Genomic DNA, 23,271 nt, shown 5'->3' on the forward strand with positions numbered 1-23,271 from the left:
CACTCACCTTTTACACCTCCTTTCTTTCTCTGCTAAACTACAAGCCGCCGGCCAGATCCATGAGGCTGTACATCGGCAGGAGCGTAGCTATTACCGTTGTACCCACTAGAAAAGCCACCACTAAAATCAAGGCTGGTTCCAGCAAGGCGATCATGCCATCCAGCCTGTGCAGTAGTTCCTTTTTTAGATGCGTGGCCAGTGCGTCAAGCATTTCAGCAAGGCTGCCGCTCTCTTCTCCGGCCGCAATCATGCGGATATACATCTCTTCAAAAATGCGGTATTGTGCCAGACTCCGGGCTATACCCTGTCCGGCCCGCATATTCAGGCAGGTCTCTTTAATAACCTTCTGCAGGTAGAGGTTTTCCACCGTTTTCCCGGCCGTCTCCAGTGCAGCCAAGGCAGGCACCCCGACTTTGAGCAAAACGGCCAGAGTCTCTGTAATCTGCATGATGGCCCGGCTGCGGATGGTTTTTCCAACAATAGGGAGGGTAAGCACCCGCTGATGGACCGGCAAAGCCAGGGGCGTTTTTCGTATAACCCCGGTTATTATAAAGCTGCCGGCCAAAAACAGGGCCAAAACCAGCATGCCGAAATGCCTGATGAATTCTGCGCTGGAAATCACCAGGATGGTCAGGGCTGGCAAGGGCACCCCGCTGGTGGCGTAGAGTTCAGTAAACATTGGCATAATAAAGAAACTTATACTCAACACTGCAGCCACCGCAAATACAAATACGATGCTGGGATAAGCCAGTGCGGTCAATACCCGCTGGTTGATTTCATATTGATGCTCGATGTATTCACTGGCCCGATAGAGCATGTCGGTGAGTACTCCGCCGGATTCGCCGACCTCTATCATCTGCGCGGCCAGTCCGGGAAAGAGCTTGTCATGCGAGGCTATCGCATGATAGAGGGAAAAGCCGCTTCGGACTTGATCCAGTATGTCCTCCAGGGCTTCTTTCAAATAGGGTCTTGAAGTCTGGGCGATAAGGATTTCCAAACTGCGTTCCAGGCTGAGACCGGCTCCCAACATCACCGCCAGCTGTTTGAATAACTGGGCTATCTCACGCCGCGGTATGCCCGCCAATTTAAACCAGTCCAGTCCTGGTCCAAATATGGAAGCGAACCGGGTTAAAGCCAAATTCGCTTTAGGGGCTGATCCTTTATCAGCGGATTTGTCCTGTGTTACTGCCGCCTGCTCCATTATGGCCCTTCCCTTTCATTGTCTTCGCTTACCACGCGCATCACTTCTTCCAGACTGCTCAAGCCCCGTATAGCCTTATCAATCCCATCATGCTTTATCGGCACCATGTGATTTGCTATGGACAGGGCTTCCAATTCCTCCTCAGAACGGGCGCCTGTATAGATGACCTTTTTCAATCGCGGCCCAATTGTCATCACTTCTTGAATGGCGGTTCGGCCCATATAGCCCAGACCCAAACACTGGCTGCACCCTACCGGCTTGTACATCGTCATCCCGCTCAACTCGGGTTGATTGAAAAGGACCGCCGATCTATGATCCAACCTGAAGCCTTCCTGACACATCGGGCATAACAGCCGGATCAGGCGCTGCGCCACAATGCCAGTCAGGGCTGAGGCCAGGAGGTACGGCTCACACCCCATATCCATCAGTCTGGCCACCGCTGCTGCGGCACTATTGGTATGCAGGGTGGATAGAACCAAATGACCGGTTAAAGCCGCATGAACCGCCAGCTGTGCGGTCTCCTCGTCGCGGATCTCACCTACCATGATCACATCCGGGTCCTGCCGCAAGGCGGAGCGCAGCCCGTTAGCGAAACGGAGCCCGGCCTTGCTATTAATCTGCACCTGGTTGATGTTCTCCAGAGAGTACTCCACCGGGTCTTCCAGTGTGATAATATTTTTGTGCACGGTATTGATCCCGTGCAGCAATGCGTACAAAGTGCTGGTTTTGCCGCTGCCGGTGGGGCCGGTCACCAGCAGCAGGCCATGATTGCGTCTGGACAGGCTTGTCAGGAGTTCGTAATTGTGCCGGCTTAAACCCAGCTGCCCCAATTCGGTAATGGCCTGTGAGCGGTCTAGAACCCTTATAACCGCCTTCTCGCCCTGTACGGCAGGCATGGTGGAAACGCGGCAGTCAACCTTGCCGTGTAAACCCGCAAAGGTAAAGCGTCCATCCTGGGGAAGCCGTTTTTCAGCTATATCCATTCCCGCCAGGATTTTTATGCGGGATATCAGTTGGGGATGAACCTCATGGGCCAGAGTCGCCACCTGATATATAACGCCATCGATCCGGAAGCGCAGCCGGACATCATTTTCCCTGGGCTCGACATGAATATCACTGGCCCGGTGTTGTATGGCCTGATGCAGGATCTCATCCAGCAAGTCAATACAGCCCAGGCAGCCCAGATTATTCAGGGAGATGCAGCCCCGGAGTTCTTCCGGCCTGGCTTCTGAATAGGTTTGTTTTGGCTCGGTGAAGGAAATAACCTTGGATAAGCCCGGCTTAAGGGCGTGCTTCGCATGGCCTGAGGCGGTTTTAAAAGCCATTTTTCTACACCATCCGCTTGTTTCAGCAGTCTATTCTAAATATATACAATTATTTACATTATTTCCATAAGATGTTTTTGGGGTTTTTGTAGCCTGCTGTTGCCAATCTACTACGGCGACTTAAAGTACCTGGACTTACTGGGCTATCTTTGTTATGTTTTTGTTAGCAAAATTCGGAAGGAAGAAGCGGCCGATGGTTGAAGGGATATTCCAATATTATTTCTTATTCGATGAGGATGCACCGCAGTTTATTGGCAAAATGGCTCCTTTGCTGCAAAACGCCGGATTCCGGCCGTTTACTGACTGTGATGGCGGCGGCTTGCCCCATAGTCTGCCCTTTAAACAAAACTTCTGGCAGTTTTCTACGGGAGAGGGGAGCTGTGTTTGGGCCCTGGCTTACAGTCCGGCAGGCAGTTGGCAAGATTCTTTTCAAGAGATCAAATCCCTGGAGCAACAAGCCGGAGTGGATGTGGATATGATCCTGGGCCAGGCCACAGTTGTAATCGCCCCGGGACATCCCTGGGAAGACCTGCTCAAGCATTATGAAGCGGCGGTGGGGGGAAAACCGGGTGTGGAAATACCGGTAAAAGCCGGCCGACTGATGAGATATGCCCTGTCTCCGACCAATATCTTTTATGTAGCCAATCCCGAAGTTTACGATGCTAGCAGCTCTGTTTTTTGGGGACAGCGCTTGGCGCAGTTCGAAGCTCAACAACTTAAGGCGGGAATAGTAAGCAGGCTCTTGCGGGAACAACTGGCCTCAGTAAACCGGGAAACTGCAGCTCTGGACCGCGAGTTATCCTTGATACTGCATGCCAATCTGGTTTCAGACCAGGGAGAGCATAAAGAAACCGAAGAATTGAGTGCTCAATTGAACAGACTAACCACTTCTTATGCCAAAATAGCCGGAAGCCGTCACCTCATCGCAAAAGGCAAAGCCAACTTGCAGGCCGTATTAAACCAGTGGACCCGTCAGCTGCGGCAGGAGTCTGCCTTAGATTTTGATCAGGCCCGGTTAAATACCTGGATGGAGAATTATCATGAGCGTCTCGACCAGCTGACCCAAGCTGAAGCCAACCTGCAGGTATCCCAGGAAGACTATCAGGCGGCTATCGAGGTGGTGCGGAGCCGCATCGACATGATGAACAGCCGCAGCAATCTGGCCACACAGGCTCAAATCCGCGAACTGATGGAGCATAATACCGAGATGCAGAAGCAAAGCCTGGTATTCCAATATGCAGCGGGTTTGATTGAGTTTATCGTCCTGGCTTATTATAGTCATTCCCTGTGGAAAAACCTGTCTCATGAAGGTTACTTGATGGTACCGGCCTCAATACAATTCATTGTGGTGTTGTTGTTTTCCGGCAATGCCGTGTACTGTACCCACCTTCTGGCAGAATACATGCAAGGCGAGCATGAGGTTAAATCCAAGATGGTCATATCGTTGATCTCACTGGCCGTGCTCTTGGTGACAATCATCGCCGGAACCATCTTTTTGAGTTCTCAAGGTGCTTCCGGGCTGTCAGCGGGGCATTAGGAGAAGGATATTATTTGCCCATCAATTTAATGGCTTTTAGCCTTTCCAGCAGGCGCCTGTAATGGCTTTCCTCCTCCCTGGCAATCTGTTCCAGCATGAGTCGGGTTTCCTGATCCTCTGCAATGCGGGACATTTCCAGATATTTTTCCTTGGCCATCTTCTCTTGTTCGAGGGCTAATTCAATGGCTTGTCTGATATTCATAGCTATTCTCCTTTAACCACATCGGTCTCTTGACATTATATATTAAAATCCGCCCCAGGGTCGACACCCGCCTAGTCTGCATTATATGCCAGGCTGCCATTTACATAATACACTTTAAGGTTAACATCCGGGCTGGATCAGGAATCATTACGATAAGCTTCGTTCATAATAGGTCATAACAAGACAAAGCAGGTGTTATTATGAACGAAGCTTTAGTAGTTTTTGTGCGCAGCTTGATCGCTTTTGCCTCCCTGCTTATTTTCACCAGAATGCTGGGAAAACAGCAGCTAAGTCAGCTCACTTTTTTTGATTATGTTTTGGGCATTACTATCGGCTCAATAGCAGCCACTGTTTCAACTGACCTGAGCAGTCCGGCCTGGCCCCACTGGGTGGGTCTTTTTACCTGGGCCGCCATAGTGGCCATTATGCAGTGGTCCAGCATTCATTGGAAGCTGGCGGATCGTTTTCTCAGCGGGGAACCGGTGGTGGTGATCATGAAGGGTAAGATTCTGGAACAAAACATGAAAACCGTTCATTATACCATTTCCGACTTATTGGAGCACCTTCGCGACAAAAGCGTGTTTGATTTAAGCCAGGTGGAGTTCGCTGTTCTGGAAACCAGCGGCACATTATCAGTGCTGCTCAAGCCGGAACATCAAACCCCTACCAGAAAGGATCTGAATATCACTCCCCCGCAAGGAGGCATAAGCACCGAAGTCATTTATAGCGGTCTTGTAATGGAAGAAAATCTGAAGAGGGCCGGGGTGAATCAAAAGTGGTTAATGAAACAGCTCAAGGCCCAGGGAATATCGAGTCCAGACCAGGTGTTTCTGGCGACTTACAATTCTCAGAGCGGGGTGTTGTTCGTTGACAAATATCAGGACAAATAAACGGGGGGATGAACTGTGCGGAAATTGCTTTATTACAGCATAGTTGTCGTGATTTTGACGGTATGCCTGCTTGTTATGAACGCGGACAGCTATTTAAGCACAGGCCGTACTGATACAGAAAATGTCGTGCTGCATTTATCAGCGTTGAAAACCTCGTTGGATAATGCTCAGTGGGAATCGGCCCATCAGCATTACCAGGCCTTGGATACGGCCTGGCAAATCATTAAGCCCCGTATTCAATTCAGTGTGGAGAAAGATCAAATGGATGCCATCGATTCGGGATTAGCCAGATTGGCGGCTTACATCCGCTGGCAGGACAAAGTCGGAGCTGCGGTCGAATTAAGCGAGATTGAATCCCATTGGGATAATCTCCGGCGCTAGAGAGCTACACAGGCAGGCTTTGTGCTGAGGCGATGGCCTCAATGACCGCCCGTCGGGGCACATCGTCACGGATGGTGAAATGCCCGATACCCTCAGGCAATACCAGCCGCAGTTGGCCCTCCTTAACTTTTTTGTCATTCTGCATATGACGGTAGACCGTTGCAGGCGGATAGCCGGGAAATCTGGTTTCCAGGCCGAGGCCTTGATAGAGATCGCCTATGCGTTTCAAATCCTGCTCATTAAGCATTCCCAGCTTCGTTGCCAGTATGGCCGCTGCCACGGTGCCTATGGCCACAGCTTCCCCATGGGTATAGATCCGGTAGCGCCCCAGTTTTTCCAGGGCATGTCCAAAGGTGTGCCCCAGGTTCAGGCTCATACGCAGATCATCCTCGCGCTCATCCTGGGCCACAATCATCCTCTTGAGTTCACAGCAGCTATGGATAATGGCCTCTAATACTTTCTTATCGCGGTTCAGAATCTGCTCGCGGTGCTTTTCCAGGTAGCAGACAAAATCGGCATCAAAAGTGATGCCGTATTTGACCACCTCTCCCAGTCCGCTCAAATAATCCCGGGATGACAGGCTTAAAAGCGTATTGCTGTCTATTATCACCAGCGCGGGCTGGTGGAAAGCGCCGATCAGGTTCTTGCCCTGACGGTGGTTGACCGCCACTTTCCCGCCTACACTGCTGTCGACCTGGGACAGCAATGTAGTGGGTATTTGCACCAAGCGGATTCCGCGCTGGTAAATGGCAGCCACAAAACCGGCCAAATCTCCAACCACTCCGCCGCCTAAGGCAACCACCGCACTGGAGCGCTCCAGCCCGGCCCGGACAGCCTGGTCTACGATTTTCATGGCTTCCTTAACATTCTTAAACTGCTCTCCATCAGGCATTTGCGCAACTGCAACCTTCATGCCCTGCCCGGCCAGGCTGTTTAACACCCGCTCCCCGTAAAGAGAAAAAACCAGGGGATTGCTTACCAGGAGCACTTTCTGCACTCCTGCTTGTGCCTTGATAAGCGCTCCGGCCTCATCCAATATGCCTGACCCGATCATAATGTTGTATGAACGTTCCCCCAGATCCACCCGCAACTTGTTCACCGTCCAACCCTCCTGAAATTACTGCTGTCCCCTGGGCTCATTCCCGGGATTCTGAGGAATTCTTGCGCCTGCTATTCATTCTCTTTACCTGGGAGATGATTTCATTAACCACCTTGTTTAATTCCTGACCGGTGGTGTTGACCCTGATATCCGCACGGGCATAGTATTCTTCCCGGGAGGCCAGCATTTTTTCGATGTCTTCAATGGTGGTGTGCTTGCTTAAAAGCGGCCGGTTGCTCTTTTTACGGCTTACCCGGGACATGATCACCTCCGGGCTGGCTTCCAGACCGACAATAATGCCGTTTCGTTTCAAGGCCGCCACATTCTCGGGATGAATCACCACCCCGCCGCCGGTTGCTATGACCAGATTGGTGCGCTGCCCCAGCTTCTGCGCCATTAATTGCTCCTCGGAGCGAAATCTGGTTTCGCCATGTTTCCTGAATAACTGGCTGATGCTCATGCCGGTGATGCGTTCAATCTCACGATCCATATCCACAAATTCAAGATGCAGCCGTTCTGCCAGACGCATCCCTACTGTGCTTTTGCCAGTTCCCATAAAACCGATTAAAACTATATTTTTTCCCATTGCCACACCTTTTTCATATATTTGCGATAGCATTCAAAAGCATCTCGGATCTGATCCAAATGGTCTCCGCCGAACTTTTCCAAAAAGGCCCGGGCGATGCCGAAGGCCATCATGGCTTCACCCACGACAGCCGCAGCCGGAACCGCACAGATATCCGATCTCTCCACTGTGGCCTCTTTATCCTGCCACAGCCTGGTATCCACACTCTTAAGAGGTTTATACAAGGTCGGTATCGGTTTCATATAGCCTCGGGCCCAAACCGTCTCCCCGTTGCTGATACCGCCTTCAAGGCCCCCGGCCCGGTTGGTTTGGCGGTATATGCCCTGTTGAGGATTGTAGAGTATTTCATCATGAACCTTAGAACCTGGCAATGCGGCATTCTGCACACCTTCGCCGATCTCCACCGCTTTGATCGCAGGAATGCTCATCAATAACCCGGCTAGAAGAGCGTCCAGTTTTGCATCCCAGGATACATGGCTGCCCAGCCCCGGCGGAATCCCGACCGCACCTACTTCAAAACATCCTCCCAGCGATTCCCCGTCCCGGCGAGCGGCATCTATAGCCTCCATCATATCCTTTGAGGCCTGGGGATCGGCACAGTGTACCGCGGAATTTTTCAAATCCTGTTGCAATTGCTGCCAATTCTCACGGTTTACCGGCTTGCCCGGACAGCTGACCTTTCCGATAGCCACCACCTGACTATAAATGTATATGTTAAAAACGGCCAGGAATTGTTTAAAAATTGCTCCCGCCGCCACCCGGGAGGCTGTCTCGCGAGCGCTGGCCCTCTCTAACACGTTGCGCATATCCCGATGATTATATTTCATGGCCCCGGGCAGGTCGGCATGGCCAGGCCGGGGCGACGTCACCTGACGCTCTTCCATCTGTTCGCATGCGCCGCTGTTCATTACGTTCTGCCAGTTGGGGTAATCCTGGTTGGCGATGATAAACGAAATGGGACTGCCCAGACTGATCTGATTGCGGACACCGGACAAAAACTCGACCTGATCATTTTCTATAGCCATGCGCCCGCCGCGCCCGTAACCCTGCTGCCGCCTGTTAAGTTCATAATCGATAGCGGCCTTGTCGATAGGGACTCCGGCCGGAAAACCAGTTACCACCCCTATCAGGGCTTTGCCATGTGATTCACCACAGGTTTGAAAACTTAGCATTCATATACTCCTCATCTTTTGCGTTCTAATGATATGGACCGCCCGGCTACCAGCTGGCAGGCGGTTGATCAGCCACCCTGATCCGGCCTGCTACCGGGCTTACTATCACATAGTAGGTATCCTCTCCTCCATTCATCAACACCACGGTGCCCCCGGAGCGCGGTATACCCGAAGGCTGGAAAATACATGCCGGAACTCTGCCGATCCGGGTGGGGAAATTGGGTATTGCGGCATACTGCGCCCCATCCAGATAATAGCGGGTCGTCCCCATCAAATACGAATTGGTGGAATAATAGAAGCGCACCATCTGCTCCTGCCCGGAATAAATGGCTTTTTGCTGGGCGGAGCGTAAAGTCCAGGCCATCTGTTGAGCGCTGTTGTCCAGGCGTTGCCGGGCAATCACCTGTTCCAGGGCGGGGGCAGCCGCCGCCAGGCTAAATGCGGTAATCAGCATCACCACAAGCAGCTCGAGTAAGGTGAATCCCTTTTCATCGCAGGCCATTTTCTGCTACTCCTCTCATGAACTCTAACGGGGCTTTGACCCCCAGCCACAATTCCAAACTCAAAGCAGCCTGGTTAACGAACATCGACAGGCCGTCAACAGTGGGCAGGCCAGCCGTCTTGGCCATATTGAGCAGCATGGTCACCCGCGGGTTGTAAATTATATCACATATCACAGTCCCGGGTTCAACCGCATCAAGGTTTGTGACCGGGCTATTGGTAATGTCCGGGAACATGCCGATTGGAGTGCAATTCACTATCAAATCAGTGCGATTGGCATTTTGCTCGAATGCCTTCTGGCTCATCTCGATGGCCACAGCCAGACCATCGGATTGACGGTTTATGAAAAGGGCCAGGGATTGGGCCCGTTTAAAATCGATGTCCAGCAGTATCAGTCGCTTGAATCCCCCTGCCGCCAATTGATAGGCTACGGCCCGGGCAGCGCCGCCGCAGCCGATTAATAAAGCACTTTCCGTCTTCTTAGGGGGATGTTCTTGTAAAGCCTGCATAAACCCGGCTCCATCTGTATTGTGTCCGACAAGACGCCCCGATTGATTTACTATTACATTCACCGACGAACAAGCTCTGCTTTCCGGGCTGAGTTCATCCAGATAAGGAATCACTGCTTCCTTGAAGGGAATGGTCACATTGATCCCGGCCATGCCCAGGCTGCGGATGGAGTTCACCGCCTCTTTTAACTGGTTGGCGTCTATTTCAAAGGGCAGATAGACATAATTGAGACCTAAATGGCGTAAAGTGCGATTATGCAGTAAGGGGGAAAGGCTGTGCTGCAGGGGATTGCCTATAATGCCCAGGCAGCGGGTTTGGGTATTGATATCCATGGCATGCTCCTTTTACACCGGTTAGATGTCATCTTCCGACTGGATAATAATTTCAGATACTGCGGTGGGTTGGGGCAGTTAGAAACGCCTGGCCTTTCGCTTTTGGTTTCGTTTCAAACGATATAAGACCATTTTCTCCATAGCCCGGGAAATCTTAGTACCGAAAAATTCCTTTCTAGCCAGAGGTGTTACCAGTATGGTAAACAACCCGGCGCGATTTCCTCCCAGGACATCAGTAAAAATCTGATCCCCGATCACTGCGGTTTCTTCAGGCTTAACCTTCATTATCTCCATAGCGCGATAAAAGGCGGCACGGCGAGGCTTCCTGGCTTTATATATAAAGGGAATGTCCAGGCGTTTGGCAACAGCCAGGCAGCGCTGCTCTTTGTTATTTGATAAGATACAAGCCTTAAACCCCGCCTTCTTTATGGTTTGGAACCATTCCCCCACCTGGTTGTGCACTATATTGCTGTTCCACTCTGTGATAGTATTGTCGAGATCCAAAATTAAGGCCCTGATTTTGTGAGCCTCAAGGGTTTCAAGCGGGATATCCATCAGAGAGGCCACCTGTAAATCGGGATACAGTTTATCTATCATATCCCAACCTCACGACCGTCCCGTATAGCCTGACCCAGTATCTGCGCGGCTCGCTCCGGTGCTACTGGATTCATATAAAAGCCGGTGCCGATTTCCACCGCATTCATCACCATCAAACGGGGAGTGATCTCCATAAACCAGTGATATCCCCTCTCTTCTCCATTATTGACCGGCGCGGTATTTATACTGATATTATAGGCCGGCTGATCCAGGGCATTCATCATAGCCCCGACATATGCCTTGCTGATAACAGCCAAATCTTCAATCTCCAGGTCAGAAATCCCGTCATAATGCTCGGTGTGGGTCTTGGGTATGATCCAGGCTTCATAGGAAAACCGCGAGGCATAAGGACACAGCAGCAAGAAATAATCAGTCTCGGCTACTATCCTAACTTTTTTGGCCTTTTCCGCTTCAATGGTGTCACATATGAGACAGCGCCGGTGTTTTTGGTAATAGCGCCTGATGGGCGCACTCTGTTCGGGCACCATGGGATAGGCCAGGATCTGGCTGTGGCTGTGCTGTTGTGAGGCCCCGGCGAATAAACCGCGGTTCTTATAAATCTGAATATATTTTATTCGGCTGTCTTGCTTTAAATCCTGATACCTCTGCCTCAACAAACGATAGAGGTGGCCGATATGTTCCGGACTGCGCTGATGAATCTCCTGATAATGCCAGGGAGTCTCAACCACTACCTCATGATGACCCAAACCATTAAAACATTCAAAAAGACCGGTATGTGACCTGTGCAGCTCTCCTTCCAGGTTAAAAGCCGCAAATTTGTTGGGCACAGTACGCACCAGCCACCCCGGTGCATCCGGGAGACTGCCCTGCAGGCGAACGGCAGCAATCTCCTGGGTGGTACGGGCTTCATGCCCCTCACAAAAAGGACAGTCACTGCCATCAAAATGGGAACTGACCTGATTGCGATTGATGGGGAATTGACCTGGTTTCAAAGCGTTATCGGCTACTATTACCACCCAGTTGTCCCTGACCATGTCTTTTCGCAGCTCCGGCAAAGGACCATCCCCCCTAACCTTAGCCCGCCTGCTTAAGCTAGACTAATACACATTGATATTTTAATGAGATCGAATCGTATTTATTACTGAGAGTTCCTCAATAATAAGACAGTACATTATAAAAAATACTATATCAAGACCGGAACTCCTTTTTAAACGGTCCGGCTTTTCTGCAGCAGCATAACCCACGATAAAACAAAATACCCCCTATGCAGCTGCTTGAAAACCTGGACCTGTCTAATTTTTCCTCTTATAATGTATAATGAATGAAAGGTGGTTATTTATGCGCCGATTACTTCAGGTAGGAATGTTGTTGCTCCTCTTACTGGCAGCAGGTTGCAGTGACCAGGCTGCACCTCCGGGCGGCAGCCAAACCCCTCAGCCGGGGAATACCGCGCCCCAGCCTACACCTGCGGTCCTGACCGCCCAATCCTATTTCCCCATAAAGGCCGGCAGCAGTTGGACTTATCAGGGGGAAGGCAACGAATTTGCCTCGTTTACCCGGGAAGTCATTTATAGCAAAGACAACCGGGGTCAGTTTAAGGAATCCAACGGCGGCACAGTCAGTAGTGCCGTATTCGAAGTCAATGCCGATGCTGTCACCAGAATATTCTTCAAAGGGGAGGAATATGAGCCTGACAATCTTCTGGAGGACCCCGCTTTTACAGGCAATGACAATACCGTTATTATAAAAGCGCCGCTTACTGCAGGCACTACCTGGACGAGCGGCAATATGGAGAAAAAGATCGTTTCCGTTGACGCCACCATTGATACGCCGGCGGGTAAATTCGAGAAGTGCCTGCAGATTGAGGCTCGAACCCCGGAAAGCGTGGTGACCGAATATTACCAAGAGAAGGTCGGCCTGGTAAAACGCGAGTTCAGGTCGGGTGATGCCCTGGTGACATCAACGCTTTCGCAATATACGATAGCACCATAAATCAACGCGGAGGGTTTATGCTTGAGGATAAAATTCGCTCTGTTCAAGGCCGTAGGCCCAAAGTTCTAGGCCATGCCGAAACCTTAAAATCGGCAGTCATCGTGCCGCTGATTACAGAGAATGATGAGATCTATGTGGTTTTCGAAAAAAGGGCTGCCACTTTAAAATGGCAGCCCGGTGAGATTTGCTTTCCAGGGGGCAGGACGGAACCCTGTGACAAGGGAACCAGGGCCAGCGCCGTCAGGGAAACCTGTGAGGAATTAGGGCTTAGCCCCGATGATATCGAAATCATCGCTCCTCTGGATATTATGGTTCACCCCGCCAATTGCATGATATTCCCTTACCTGGCATTTATCAATGCTCGTCACCAGATACGCCTGAATTATCAAGAGGTGGAACGCCTGCTGTTTGTGCCTTTATCCTACCTCTTGGAAGCCAAGCCCCAGATTCACAATGTCTCGGTGCGTATGTTCATGGAGGAGGATTTCCCTTTCGAGTTGATTCCCCAGGGGAAAAATTACCCGCTGCGCATCGGGAATTACTGGCAGTATTTTTATTTTTGGGAGGGGGAAGTAATCTGGGGTATGACCTCTCGCATCCTGCAGCACTTCATAGACCTGCTCAAATCTTGATTCAGGCCATTTTCTCCACAAACACCTTGACCACATGAGGATCGAATTGCGTACCCGCACAGCGCTGCAGTTCATTTAGAGCTTCCTGTTTGCTGATAGGCTCACGATAAGGGCGTCCATTCACCATAACATCATAAGCATCGCACACCGACAGGATGCGAGATAATAAGGGGATTTTCTCTTCTTTCAATCCCAGTGGATATCCATTGCCGTTCCAAGATTCGTGATGCGCTAAAATGGCTTCGGCGATAGGCACCAGTTCCGGGGTGGAGAGGGCAATTCGGTAGCCGATTTCAGGGTGCTTCTTCATGGTATCCCATTCTTCCATGGAAAGAAAATCGGCCTTATCCAAAATCGTGCTGGGAATAGCGATCTTGCCAATATCATGTAAAGCTGCCAGCAGATTAAGGGCGTCCAGTTCAGCTTCACTCATCCTCATTCCCTTGCCGATCATGCTTGACATCTGCTGTAGGCGTGCCGTGTGTTCTTCAGTTTCATGACTTTTCTCCCGCAAGGTGCGCTCCAGGGACATTATGAAGGAGCTGCGAATATTGCGGCTTTCGATGAGTTTGTTATGGTACATGCGGTCTTCCGCTTCACGCATGATGTCTTCCAAGTCCTGAGTAATGTCGGTACGGGTAGCCATCCCTAGGGCCAGACTCACTTGTTCTGAACTCTGTTCGGTTTTTCTACAATTATTTTGGATGCGGTTGCAGATTTCCTCTGCTACATCGGCACTGGTCATGGGCAACAGAACCACAAATTCGTCGCCGCCCAATCGGGCGATAATGTCCTCATGTCTGCAGGAAGCCCGCAGTACATCTGCCGCCGCTTTTAAAACCGCATCCCCTTTGTGGTGCCCGAATGCGTCATTAATCAATTTCAGGCTGTTGAGGTCGCCCATGATTATGCTCATGGGAAGCTGTCTCTGCGTATCGAGCCGCTTTAACTCTTCCTGGAAAAAGGCCCGATTATAAAGCCCGGTGAGGGGGTCATTAAAGCTGAGATAGCGGATGCGCTCCTCGGCCTGCTTGCGTTCGCTGATTTCTTCACAGGCAACTATGACTTCAATCACCTTGCCGTGCTGGTCATATATGGGATTGGCTTTATACTGCAGCCATACTTCCCGGTCCCAGGAAGATACAAAATGTATTTCTCCGGTGCCGGGTTTGCCCTCCCTTACCGTCTCCAGCAATTCATACTTGATCAAGGCCATTTCTTTTTCGGATTGGGCCAGCTGATTGAGATGGCGAAGCTCCTCTTTAGATGGGGCCCCCAGCACTTGAAGCATATAATGGTTGAGGTCGGTGATGTTGCCGTGGGCATCATATTTGAAAAGCCCTACCGGATTATTCTCAAAAAGCGCGCGGTAGCGCTGTTCGCTGTCCTCCAGGGCCTGATTCTGCAAAGACGGGCTGCCCAGGCCCAGAGACCTCAAGGTACGCCCATTATGGTCTTTAAAAATCATTTTTCCCGAGAGACGCACCCAGACCCATTCATCCTGCCCGTTCTTTATGCGGCATTCCGCCTCATAGCACTTATTCGGCCCTTCAATATAAGACTGTGCCGCATCGGTCAGTCTGTCGATATCCTCATGGTGAAACAGATCTCGCCACTCTTGCAGGGGACGGGTGTTTTCATCCCAATCATAACCCAGGATATTCGCCCATCTGTCACTGACGTAGACCGTATTGGTGAGCACATTCCAGTCCCATAGAAATACCTGGCCGGCCCATAAGGCTAGTCCGGTACGGTCCTGATATTCCACCAGTATGGCATTGTTTTGCTTGAGTTGCTCAATTTCCTCATGCAAACGGCTGTTCAATGCCACGACTTCATCAATCCTATCGCGCATGGTGTGGATTTCTGCGGTCAATTCTTCATTTATGCGATCCTGGGAATCCATGGTTATCCCCCCCATCTGCTCCGGTCTGACAGAGGCATTCGATTGGATTTTTTTGTAATTATACTATATATAGTACTATTCTACTTCCTGGCTAATAATCCTGCAAGAGTTTAGTATACAATAACTATATGTGTTGGACTTAAAGTCCTATTTAAGTTCATCTTTTTTGCAACTATTTGCAGATCATATTTGAATTCATATCCATACAGGTTTTCCCAACAATAGCAGGAATGCGCAGGAAAACTTGAATTTCGCTTATTATCGAGCTATGCTGACAAAGCGGTGCAGGCAAGGCGATATTGAGCGTATTAAGATACAATTTAAGTCTGCGCTTAAGCATATTGGCCTGCCTGTCCTATAGCGGTCCTAAAATTTTGCTGGGAAGTTGCCTCCCAGCATCCAGGATCAGGTTTGAACACTTATTTCATTAATCAGCTTTTTTAGGGCTCGCTTCTCAATTCTTGACACATAAGATCTCGATATCCCCATTTTTCTAGCGATCTCCCGCTGAGTCTCCTTAAGTCCGTTAAACAGTCCATAGCGCATTTCGATAACCTGTTTTTCCCTTCGGGAAAGGATATCAATTGTCTTGCGCACCTTTTCTTCCTGCAGTTTGAGCTCCACACTGTCAATGATCTCGTTATCAGTGGTCAACACATCAATTAGAGAGATTTCGTTGCCTTCTTTGTCGAAGCCGATAGGATCGTAAATAGATACTTCTTGCTTGAGTTTTTTAGTATTGCGCAGATGCATGAGCACCTCGTTCTCAATACATCGCGCAGCATAAGTCGCCAACCTGACAGCACGCTCATCATTGTAGGTTTTGATAGCCTTGATAAGACCAATCGTACCAATTGAAATCAAATCTTCCATGTCTTCGCCGCTGTTTTCATATTTCCTGACAACATGAGCTACCAGCCGGAGGTTGTGTTCTATAAGGATGTTGCGGGCATCTTCACTGCCTTGTTTCAGCAGTGACAACTGCGCTTTTTCTTCCTCCTCCTTCAATGGCTGGGGAAAGACCTGATTATTGAGATAGGCGAATAGTAGCAGACTTCCCTTAAGCAGAGCCGCAAAGGCTAACAGCCCGGTGAGGATGCTCAATATACCACCTCCTAAAATAGAGCGCCTTACATCATATGAGGCCAATCGATAAAAAGTGACTCCTGTTTCCAGGTATTTTCTGGTATTTGATATGTGTCAAGGGAGGTGGTAACGATCTCAAAACCGCCAAAAACCGGGCTTTATCCAGGTTCGTACCGGGTTTCTTACCGGTCCATTTTAATAAAAGAGGGCTTGCGCTCTTTATAGACGGTCATATACCTATAGCCCAACCCAATGAGGGTTTCATAGGCTTGTTGAAACTCAAAACAGATATCTTGGGGATAATGAGCATCAGAGCCTATGGTAACGATTTCTCCTCCTAGCTGGCGGTAGCGCTTTAATATCTCGGTTTGCGGATGCAGCTGCTCCAGCCCATAGCGAAATCCCGAGGTGTTGACTTCGATGCCTTTGCCGGCATAGATCAAGCACTTGAGAATTTCATCGACAATATCCGAATAATCGCGGTAATGCAGCTGCTTCACCTGGTAATCCCCATACCTTACAATAAAATCCAGGTGTCCGTATACATCAAAATCATCCAGCTCCTGAATGCCTTGCAATACATTCTGAAAGTAACGCTCATATGCGTTGCGAGAGGTCTTGCCCTCGAAAAAAGCCCCGGTGTAGAAGTCGAGATTATCCGCCATATGAGTTGAACAGATTACGAACTCAAAAGGATGGCTTTTTAACAAATCCCTGATGCGGTCCACCACATGTGGCTGATATCCGATTTCAACCCCCATCAGCAGATCGATCTGACCGCGGTACTTTCGTTTAAGCTCCGCAAATTCCTGGGAATAAGCCTGAAAATCAATCTGTTCAAAGTTCAGATCCGCATAATCATAGTCTACATGATCGGTAAACACCAATTGTTTCAAGTTCATTTCTACAGCGCGTCTTGCCATATCCTGCATAGGCGCTTCGCTGTCGCCTGAATAAGAGGTGTGAGTATGATAATCAGCAAAAAAATGCATGCCTTAATCCTTTCTGCTACTGTTCAACCGGCAATCGCTCTATGGCCCGGCCAAATTCGTCGCCGCCGCGAAGGAGCCGCCCCCTCAAAGATAAATAGGCCCAACAATAATATCATATTCCTAAAGATGATCGCTATCAAGAAATGACCGGTTAAGCGGCAGTTTTTAAGAGAAAAGGAAGGCTACTCAAAGAGAGCGAAGACATAGCCCTGCGCCTTCAAATCGGCGAGTATTCTGTCTAGTGCTTCGGTGTTGCTGTGGGAAACAGCATGAAGGAGAATCACCGCCCCGGGGTGTATATTGTTCATAACCTCTTGATATGATACCTGTGGGCCAGGCTGCTGATTGGGATCCCAGTCCTTAAAAGCCAGGCTCCAGAAAACCGTATGATAACCCAGGCGGTCGGATTCAGCCAGGCTGAATTGGGAATACCGCCCCATAGGGGGGCGAAGATAAGGGTCTAAAGAGGTCCCGGTCAGCTGTCGGTAGGCCTGATCCAGGCGCTGCAGTTCCTGTTCGATCTGGTCTGAGGACAGTGTGGTCATGTCAGGATGGTTCCAGGTGTGGCTGCATACCAAATGCCCCTCCTGATGCATTCTGGTAACCAGATCGGGTTGGGTCTTTATATATTGGCCGGTAATAAAGAAAGCGGCTTTCACATCATGTTTTTTTAGAGTGTCCAGTATTGTCGAAGTGTAACCCAGTTCATATCCGCAGTCAAAGGTCAAATATATCTTCTGGCTGCTGTTGGGCAAGACATAGAAACCCCGGTAGTCTTTCAACCAGCTGCCCGCCTCAGCTGGCGCCCCGGGAGTGGTATGCTGACTGTTGCGGCGAAAATACCAATCATAGCCTTTTGAAGTCTCCGAGCCGGGATCTGCCGTACCCGGTTCGACGGACGGCTGAGGCGCTGCCGGAGTGGCCGGGACGGGCTCGGCAACCGGCTCCGGTATCTGTGGTTGCTGCGGTTGAGCAATTACCGGCTGAACCGGAGGTGTTTGCCTGGAATCAAGCCTGGTGCAGGAAGATGCTGAAAACAGCACAACCAGACCCAGCAAAGCCAATACCGATATCCTCATAAAAGCACCCCCTGCCCACATAATATCACACGGTATGGAGAAAAAACACGAAAATAATCGCATCGGGGCAGGTAGTTCATCCCGGGAAATCAAGACAAAAAAAATACACCTCCCAGCAGAGGTGTATGATGTTCAATTCATTAGGTATATAATACCTGCACTATATCGCCGCGTTTGACCCGGCCGGATTCTAAAATCTTTACAAATATGCCTTCTAAGGGCATGACACAATGACCGGCCTGCTTTTTGATGGCACAACCCTGATTGTGGCAGGCTTTGCCGATCTGCGTCACTTCAGCTAAAGCCTCGCCGATCTTAAGCCTGGTTCCTACCGGCAGGGTATATACTTCCAGGTCGGATACGGTCAGGTTTTCGGCGAAATCGCCATACTGAATATCAATCCCTAGTTGGCGCATTTTTTCCACACTGGAAAGCGATAAAAGGCTGACCTGGCGGTGCCACTCCCCACGGTGGGCATCTGTGGTTATTCCCAGTCCCTCTTGAAGGTAGGCCTCACCGATATCATGTTTCTTTTCTCCCCGCTTTTCAGAGATGTTTACAGCCAACACTGTACCGTTGGGATAAACCATAACCACCCCCCGTTTAATGCAAACAGACTGCCTTCCAAGCTATTGTTTCTGCACGAGCTTGTTAATGGCGTTCAACATAACCTCCACATCGATACCGTGGGCCAACGCTCCTTGTTCCAGGCTTTCGAATAGAGCCCCGCTGCAGCCCAGACACCCCATACCGAACTGTCCAAAGACCGGCAAAGTCTGGGGGTATTTATCCACGATGTCCTTAATGATCATATCCTTAGTTACCAATGACTTCACCTCCTAACTTACAGCACAGCGGGATTATCTGCAGCAAATGCGCAATAATCCCACCATCTATACTTCATATATGATAATAAATATCCTCGCGTAATGCAAAAGGTTTTGCAGCCGGCCTTTTATTGAGAGACTACCTCGTATCCCGCTTCCTCAATAGCTTTGACCAAATTCTCGCGCTGCGGTGCGCCCTCGATAACGGCCTGTCCTTTTTCCAGATCCACCTGGGCGCTTTTCACGCCGGGAACCGCTTTTAAGGCCTTTTCCACTGCCATTTTACAGTGATTACAACTCATTCCCGCAATATTGATGATAGTGCTCATTTTAACTCCTTTCTCTTCTCTTAACTGCCTGAGGTTTACACTATTATTATAGCCCTTTAATCTGGTTCCCGGATAAAATGCGCCAAAATAACTCTCGACTCTTCCCAATAAGCACTGCTTTTAATTATCTTAGCTTACTGCATGGGCTGAGAGAAATCTTGGGATTGCTGTTGCATGATTTTTTGTTGACCCTGGTCAAACATCTGCTGCTCGTGCGGGTTGAGCATATGCAGCAGTTGCTGCAATTCTCCGACATGGCGCCGTTCCTCATCGGCGATGTGGGTTAGTATTTTTTTTACCCTTTCGTCACTGGTAGCCATAGCGTGGGCTTCATAGCCGATTATGGCCTCAACTTCTCCAGCTATATCGATCCTGATGGCTTGCAGCAACTCTTGCTGAGACAGTTGTTTGGTCACGTTGGCAACAAAAGGATCACCTAGTAATGCCATTTATCTAACCTCCTAATCTTTTTTATAGCTTTGCGAATCAAGTCGGGGTTTATGCAGAGAGGCTGTTATTGCTTCCATAGCCGCCTTTGCTGACAACAGTTAAGGACACAGCAATTCAGCCGTGTCCTTAACTGTTCGCTTTAAATGAAGATGAAACTTTCAAACCGGTTGAGCCCATACCTTTTAAACATCTGAATGGACTTTTACTATGGTTATTCAACCGCCAGGGCATTAATATTTACATTTGTAATAGAGACATGGGTAATATAATCAGTGTGGAAGTCGATGATTTCCAAAATATAGGAGCAACAACCCGGGCAGTCCTGGCATTCGCACCAGGTAAACTCGAAGGGGTCCTGGAAATCGCTGACAACTGACAGACCATTACGCTGGCCCATTACATCCTGTTGAAAAAGATCAAAGCCTTTTTGAAATATCCAGGTATTCAACGGAACTTTACTGCCATGATCGCAGACTTTGCTAAGCTGAAAAATAATGCCGATAAAGAACTGCCCAGAACAGCTCTGGGTTCCATAATTAATAATGCTGGAAAAATCTATTTTGACAGTCGGATTGGACATTTCCTGGGTGTTGACGGCAACGCTGCCCACAACCAAGGCTGGCGGCTTCCAGCATCCGCCACTACACCCGTTTGAGGGACTAGAAACCGGGAGAGTCAATCCGGCGCCGGAACCGCAGCTCAGAACAGCTGGCTCCCGTTTAGCATGGGAATCACTATTTGCGCAGCAAGTATTATGTGTTTGGGGCTTACCATAAGCCATATTACCATAACCTCCTTATACATTCACAGAATCTTTGAATATAAAGCTGCCTAATGAAGCAATCAGGCAAATGTTTCCATGGGTTGTTTATCTTTCCATAAATTATTCAATAAACCATATATTTGTTACAAAATCAGCTTATTATAAGCCTGAAATATATTAATACATTTTTGCAATAGAGCAAGCGTACATTGTCCTGGCGGAATCGGCCCTAGTGTCCCTTTATATGATGAAATCCGAATGCCGCTTCGATCATTAATGTGATTTTTATTTGCCAAGTTTGGTTTTTAAATAGGCTCTGTTGTTTATTATATTAGGGTCATCGGGTATATAAGCGGCTGCCAACTCATTATGGTGATAAGCCAACTCATAATTCCCCATGCGGTCATAACAAACACACAGCTGGAGGTGAGGTACCCAGGTCCAGCAGGCATGAATTATGAAGCCACGATGATCAACCGGTCGCTCTAATTGGGTAGCCAGTTTATACCAGAAGGCAGCCTGCCGGTATTGCTCTTTGATAAAAAAGCTATAGCCCAGTTGACAGCAAAATTCAGCCCGAGGTATATCATAAAGGAATGATTGTAAGACGAATTTCAGAGCATTATCCTGATTACCCAATTTCTGATAGCATTCAGCCAGCTTGCGGCATGCGGACAGATTGTCTTCCACCCAGCCCTGTCCAGCCGCTAAAAATTTTTGATACCATTCAATGGCCGCTTCATACATCTGATGGTCCAGCAATTCATTGGCGTAATAGTATTGATCGCGCGGGGAGAAAGTTTCTCCCGCGGCCAGACGATTTTCATATATGTTTAGATTCCGGTCCGAATCATGCCATTCGCTTTTATGAATTATGGCTATGTCACTATCCAAAATACGTCCATAAACCGCCAGATATTCATGTACGGCTCCAATCCATTGAAAATGCGTGGAACGCTTTACCAGACGGTTGCGGCGGTTGCTGGTGGTTACATTTCCATACTGATCAAAGGCCAGATAATATTTCATGGTTACTGAATCAACGGCGGGATCAAGGACATTTTTGAGTGCCAGCAATTTCAGGCGATCTTCGTCTGAAATGATATCATCGGCATCCAGCCAGAATATATATTCTTTGGTAGCCTGCTTGAAGGCAAAATTACGCGCAGCGGCAAAATCATCAATCCAGATAAAATCATAGACTTTATCGGTATAGCGCGAGGCAACCGCCTTGGTGCCGTCACTTGATCCGGTGTCGACAATGATGATTTCATCAACTATTTCGACTACGCAATCCAGACAGCGGGCCAGGATATTTTCTTCATTTTTTACAATCATGCACAGGCTGATACTTACAGGCGTTCTTCTACTGAGCAGATAATTAGTAATATCGAATCCCCACTTGTCAATGGCCTTTTTGCGATTATTGGCTAACTGTTTATAAAACCTTACTGTATCAAATCCAGGCAAGGCAAGAGGATTAATATAATGAACGAAGGCATCAAGGGCAATATGAAGGGTATAGCCTTTATTAACAGCCTGCAAGCATAAATCATCGTCCTCGAAGGTGCCTAATCCGAAAATTTCGTCAAATGTGCCGATATCATCAAGAATCGCTTTCTTCACCAGTAAACAATGGCTTAATAAACGGAATACCGGTTTACTGGCTCCCAGGTTTTCAACATGATTGGTATGGACAAAGGCTTTTAACTCGCTTAAATCCTGGTAAGGAATAGGAATACGCTGCAGACCGCTGACATCATTGCTGACCGGTCCGGCCATAGCAGCCGATTCAGATGACTGTAAACAGCTCATCATACTGCTCAGGCAGTGCTCGGTCAACAAACTATACTGATTCATAAACAAAACATAATCAGCACCGGCTACTTCCAGTCCTTCATTATAGCCCCGGGCGATCCCGACATCGTCTGCATGCAGAATGAGATGAATATTTTCTTGTTCTTGCAAATATTTAATGGTTTCTTCATTTGCACCGTTGTTAATCACAATAAGCTCATAGGGCACATCGGCATAATTGGCGATATAGTCCAGACATTGCCGTACCAGGTCCAAATGCGTGTAAGTCAAAAGCACAATACTAATCTCCATGATGCTCCTCCGACACTGTTTTACTAATTAGTTTATTAATGAATATATAGTTTGGATTCTCATCCCGATAATTAGCGCACCCAGGTGTACTGAAAAAACCTGCCGGTATATTCCGGCAGGCTTGAATTTAATTCGGGATAGCTACTGGGATTCGAGCAGCGATAATTGTTTCGATCAGGCATTTAATCTTTATATTATTGTGATTCCGGCGCTGGCATATCCTTCTACAGCAGTGACAAGATTCACGCCCACAACAGATATAGAGAATACCATTAATATACGAGTTTCAGCGGTAACCGGTATGGTTAAACCCGTAGCGATGGCGTTGCTGATCTGACCGATTCCCACTGTGCCTGTTAGCGAAGGCGCCAAGGCTATTAAAGGCCCGATCGGGGAAAAGGTATTATCCGGTGTAGCTGAACTATACAACTGCGCCTCAATTGTAACCGTGGTCGCCAACAGCGTTATGCCCAAAGTTGTACTGAAATAAGCTGCAATCGATGTAATCACACCGTCACGGGGAACGGAGAATGCAAAGTTCAGCAACGTACCTGATGCACCGGTAAGATCAATGGTGGCTCCCAAAGCACTCAAGGTGGGTCCAGAGTTTCCGAATCCGACCAAACCTCCTATACCTGCCAGCCCTCCTACAACAGATGTCAGATTGACAGGTGTACCTGATGAAAACGGTATAATCGCCCCGCCGCCGGTAGCTCCGGTCGCTCCAGTTGCGCCGGTTGCTCCAGTAGCCCCAGTGGCTCCAGTATCTCCAGTAGATCCGGTAGATCCGGTATCGCCAGTCGACCCGGTAG

The 23,271-nt window shown here is 49.0% G+C and carries 26 protein-coding genes and 1 pseudogene; 5 read left to right on the forward strand and 22 right to left on the reverse strand.

All coding sequences use genetic code 11. From position 1 onward, the window contains the following. Positions 1–37 precede the first annotated feature (37 nt). A complete protein-coding gene (locus tag B2633_RS06650) occupies positions 38–1,201 on the reverse strand; it encodes a type II secretion system F family protein (protein WP_481040632.1) in 1,164 nt (387 codons plus the stop codon). After that, positions 1,201–2,526: a GspE/PulE family protein gene (locus B2633_RS06655; RefSeq protein ID WP_483169862.1), complete on the reverse strand. Its 1,326-nt coding sequence runs from the start codon at positions 2,524–2,526 to the stop codon at positions 1,201–1,203. Before B2633_RS06655 ends, B2633_RS06650 begins: the two co-directional genes overlap by 1 nt. Before the next feature lie 193 nt (positions 2,527–2,719). On the opposite strand from B2633_RS06655, the gene B2633_RS06660 reads away from it, so the two are divergent. Continuing rightward, on the forward strand, positions 2,720–4,063 hold the full coding sequence (locus B2633_RS06660) for a hypothetical protein (protein ID WP_483169863.1): 1,344 nt from the start codon (positions 2,720–2,722) through the stop codon (positions 4,061–4,063). A gap of 10 nt (positions 4,064–4,073) precedes the next feature. Here the strand turns inward: B2633_RS06660 and B2633_RS06665 are convergent, their stop codons facing one another. Beyond that, positions 4,074–4,265 (reverse strand): ferritin family protein, encoded by a 192-nt coding sequence (locus B2633_RS06665; protein WP_481040638.1) that lies wholly within the window; start codon positions 4,263–4,265, stop codon positions 4,074–4,076. Between the two features lie 200 nt (positions 4,266–4,465). Here B2633_RS06665 and B2633_RS06670 point away from each other — a divergent pair, with 200 nt between their 5' ends. Both B2633_RS06670 and B2633_RS06675 read left to right on the forward strand, forming a co-directional pair. After that, on the forward strand, positions 4,466–5,155 hold the full coding sequence (locus B2633_RS06670; protein WP_481040640.1) for a DUF421 domain-containing protein: 690 nt from the start codon (positions 4,466–4,468) through the stop codon (positions 5,153–5,155). Positions 5,156–5,170: 15 nt separating this feature from the next. Beyond that, a complete protein-coding gene (locus B2633_RS06675; protein ID WP_481040642.1) occupies positions 5,171–5,536 on the forward strand; it encodes a DUF4363 family protein in 366 nt (121 codons plus the stop codon). A gap of 4 nt (positions 5,537–5,540) precedes the next feature. Here B2633_RS06675 and aroB read toward each other — a convergent pair whose 3' ends face one another. The 7 genes from aroB to B2633_RS06710 form a co-directional block, all read right to left on the reverse strand. Next, positions 5,541–6,635, reverse strand: a complete 1,095-nt coding sequence (gene aroB / locus B2633_RS06680; protein ID WP_483169864.1) for a 3-dehydroquinate synthase — start codon at positions 6,633–6,635, stop codon at positions 5,541–5,543. Between the two features lie 37 nt (positions 6,636–6,672). After that, positions 6,673–7,221: a shikimate kinase gene (locus tag B2633_RS06685; protein WP_481040646.1), complete on the reverse strand. Its 549-nt coding sequence runs from the start codon at positions 7,219–7,221 to the stop codon at positions 6,673–6,675. Then, positions 7,206–8,393, reverse strand: coding sequence for a chorismate synthase (gene aroC, locus B2633_RS06690; protein WP_481040648.1), 1,188 nt, complete (start codon positions 8,391–8,393; stop codon positions 7,206–7,208). The genes B2633_RS06685 and aroC overlap by 16 nt, the downstream gene beginning before the upstream one ends. Positions 8,394–8,439: 46 nt before the next feature. After that, positions 8,440–8,895 (reverse strand): GspH/FimT family pseudopilin, encoded by a 456-nt coding sequence (locus B2633_RS06695; protein WP_483169866.1) that lies wholly within the window; start codon positions 8,893–8,895, stop codon positions 8,440–8,442. Further along, entirely contained in the window at positions 8,882–9,736 is an 855-nt protein-coding gene (locus B2633_RS06700) for a shikimate dehydrogenase (protein WP_481040652.1), read from the reverse strand. Before B2633_RS06700 ends, B2633_RS06695 begins: the two co-directional genes overlap by 14 nt. Before the next feature lie 78 nt (positions 9,737–9,814). Further along, complete coding sequence (locus B2633_RS06705) at positions 9,815–10,333, reverse strand: YqeG family HAD IIIA-type phosphatase (protein WP_481040654.1); 519 nt, start codon at positions 10,331–10,333, stop codon at positions 9,815–9,817. After that, positions 10,330–11,349 carry a galactose-1-phosphate uridylyltransferase gene (locus B2633_RS06710; RefSeq protein ID WP_481040656.1) on the reverse strand — a complete coding sequence of 340 codons (1,020 nt, stop codon included), beginning with the start codon at positions 11,347–11,349 and terminating at the stop codon, positions 10,330–10,332. Before B2633_RS06710 ends, B2633_RS06705 begins: the two co-directional genes overlap by 4 nt. A 283-nt stretch (positions 11,350–11,632) precedes the next feature. On the opposite strand from B2633_RS06710, the gene B2633_RS06715 reads away from it, so the two are divergent. Further along, a complete protein-coding gene (locus B2633_RS06715; RefSeq protein WP_481040658.1) occupies positions 11,633–12,286 on the forward strand; it encodes a hypothetical protein in 654 nt (217 codons plus the stop codon). 17 nt (positions 12,287–12,303) lie between these two features. After that, on the forward strand, positions 12,304–12,918 hold the full coding sequence (locus B2633_RS06720) for an NUDIX hydrolase (RefSeq protein WP_481040660.1): 615 nt from the start codon (positions 12,304–12,306) through the stop codon (positions 12,916–12,918). A gap of 1 nt (position 12,919) precedes the next feature. Here B2633_RS06720 and B2633_RS06725 read toward each other — a convergent pair whose 3' ends face one another. The 12 genes and pseudogenes from B2633_RS06725 to B2633_RS06780 all read right to left on the reverse strand — a co-directional run. Continuing rightward, positions 12,920–14,824, reverse strand: coding sequence for a sensor domain-containing diguanylate cyclase/phosphohydrolase (locus B2633_RS06725; protein WP_481040662.1), 1,905 nt, complete (start codon positions 14,822–14,824; stop codon positions 12,920–12,922). A 405-nt stretch (positions 14,825–15,229) separates the two neighbouring features. After that, on the reverse strand, positions 15,230–15,928 hold the full coding sequence (gene sigK, locus B2633_RS06730; RefSeq protein ID WP_481040664.1) for an RNA polymerase sporulation sigma factor SigK: 699 nt from the start codon (positions 15,926–15,928) through the stop codon (positions 15,230–15,232). 164 nt (positions 15,929–16,092) lie between these two features. Beyond that, entirely contained in the window at positions 16,093–16,902 is an 810-nt protein-coding gene (locus B2633_RS06735; protein ID WP_481040666.1) for a histidinol-phosphatase HisJ family protein, read from the reverse strand. A gap of 182 nt (positions 16,903–17,084) precedes the next feature. Then, positions 17,085–17,981 carry a delta-lactam-biosynthetic de-N-acetylase gene (locus B2633_RS06740; protein WP_481040668.1) on the reverse strand — a complete coding sequence of 299 codons (897 nt, stop codon included), beginning with the start codon at positions 17,979–17,981 and terminating at the stop codon, positions 17,085–17,087. Between the two features lie 140 nt (positions 17,982–18,121). Next, complete coding sequence (locus B2633_RS06745) at positions 18,122–18,571, reverse strand: MOSC domain-containing protein (RefSeq protein WP_481040670.1); 450 nt, start codon at positions 18,569–18,571, stop codon at positions 18,122–18,124. 39 nt (positions 18,572–18,610) lie between these two features. Continuing rightward, a complete protein-coding gene (locus B2633_RS06750) occupies positions 18,611–18,808 on the reverse strand; it encodes a DUF1858 domain-containing protein (protein ID WP_481040672.1) in 198 nt (65 codons plus the stop codon). 128 nt (positions 18,809–18,936) lie between these two features. Continuing rightward, positions 18,937–19,245 carry a CopZ family metallochaperone gene (locus B2633_RS06755; RefSeq protein ID WP_481040674.1) on the reverse strand — a complete coding sequence of 103 codons (309 nt, stop codon included), beginning with the start codon at positions 19,243–19,245 and terminating at the stop codon, positions 18,937–18,939. Between the two features lie 26 nt (positions 19,246–19,271). Further along, positions 19,272–19,586, reverse strand: a complete 315-nt coding sequence (locus tag B2633_RS06760) for a demethoxyubiquinone hydroxylase family protein (RefSeq protein WP_481040676.1) — start codon at positions 19,584–19,586, stop codon at positions 19,272–19,274. 212 nt (positions 19,587–19,798) lie between these two features. After that, positions 19,799–20,368, reverse strand: coding sequence for a DUF4489 domain-containing protein (locus B2633_RS06765; protein ID WP_483169867.1), 570 nt, complete (start codon positions 20,366–20,368; stop codon positions 19,799–19,801). Between the two features lie 267 nt (positions 20,369–20,635). After that, a complete protein-coding gene (locus tag B2633_RS06770; protein WP_483169870.1) occupies positions 20,636–21,688 on the reverse strand; it encodes a tetratricopeptide repeat-containing glycosyltransferase family 2 protein in 1,053 nt (350 codons plus the stop codon). Positions 21,689–21,850: 162 nt separating this feature from the next. Next, a pseudogene (locus tag B2633_RS06775) lies at positions 21,851–22,459 on the reverse strand (glycosyltransferase family 2 protein); the annotation flags it as partial. A 189-nt stretch (positions 22,460–22,648) separates the two neighbouring features. Beyond that, positions 22,649–23,271 (reverse strand): exosporium glycoprotein BclB-related protein (locus B2633_RS06780; protein WP_483169868.1); only part of this gene is annotated, 623 nt, incomplete at its 5' end.

The sequence above is a fragment of the Syntrophomonas sp. UBA1041 genome (assembly GCF_002316705.1).
Classification (GTDB): Bacteria; Bacillota; Syntrophomonadia; order Syntrophomonadales; family Syntrophomonadaceae; genus DTU019.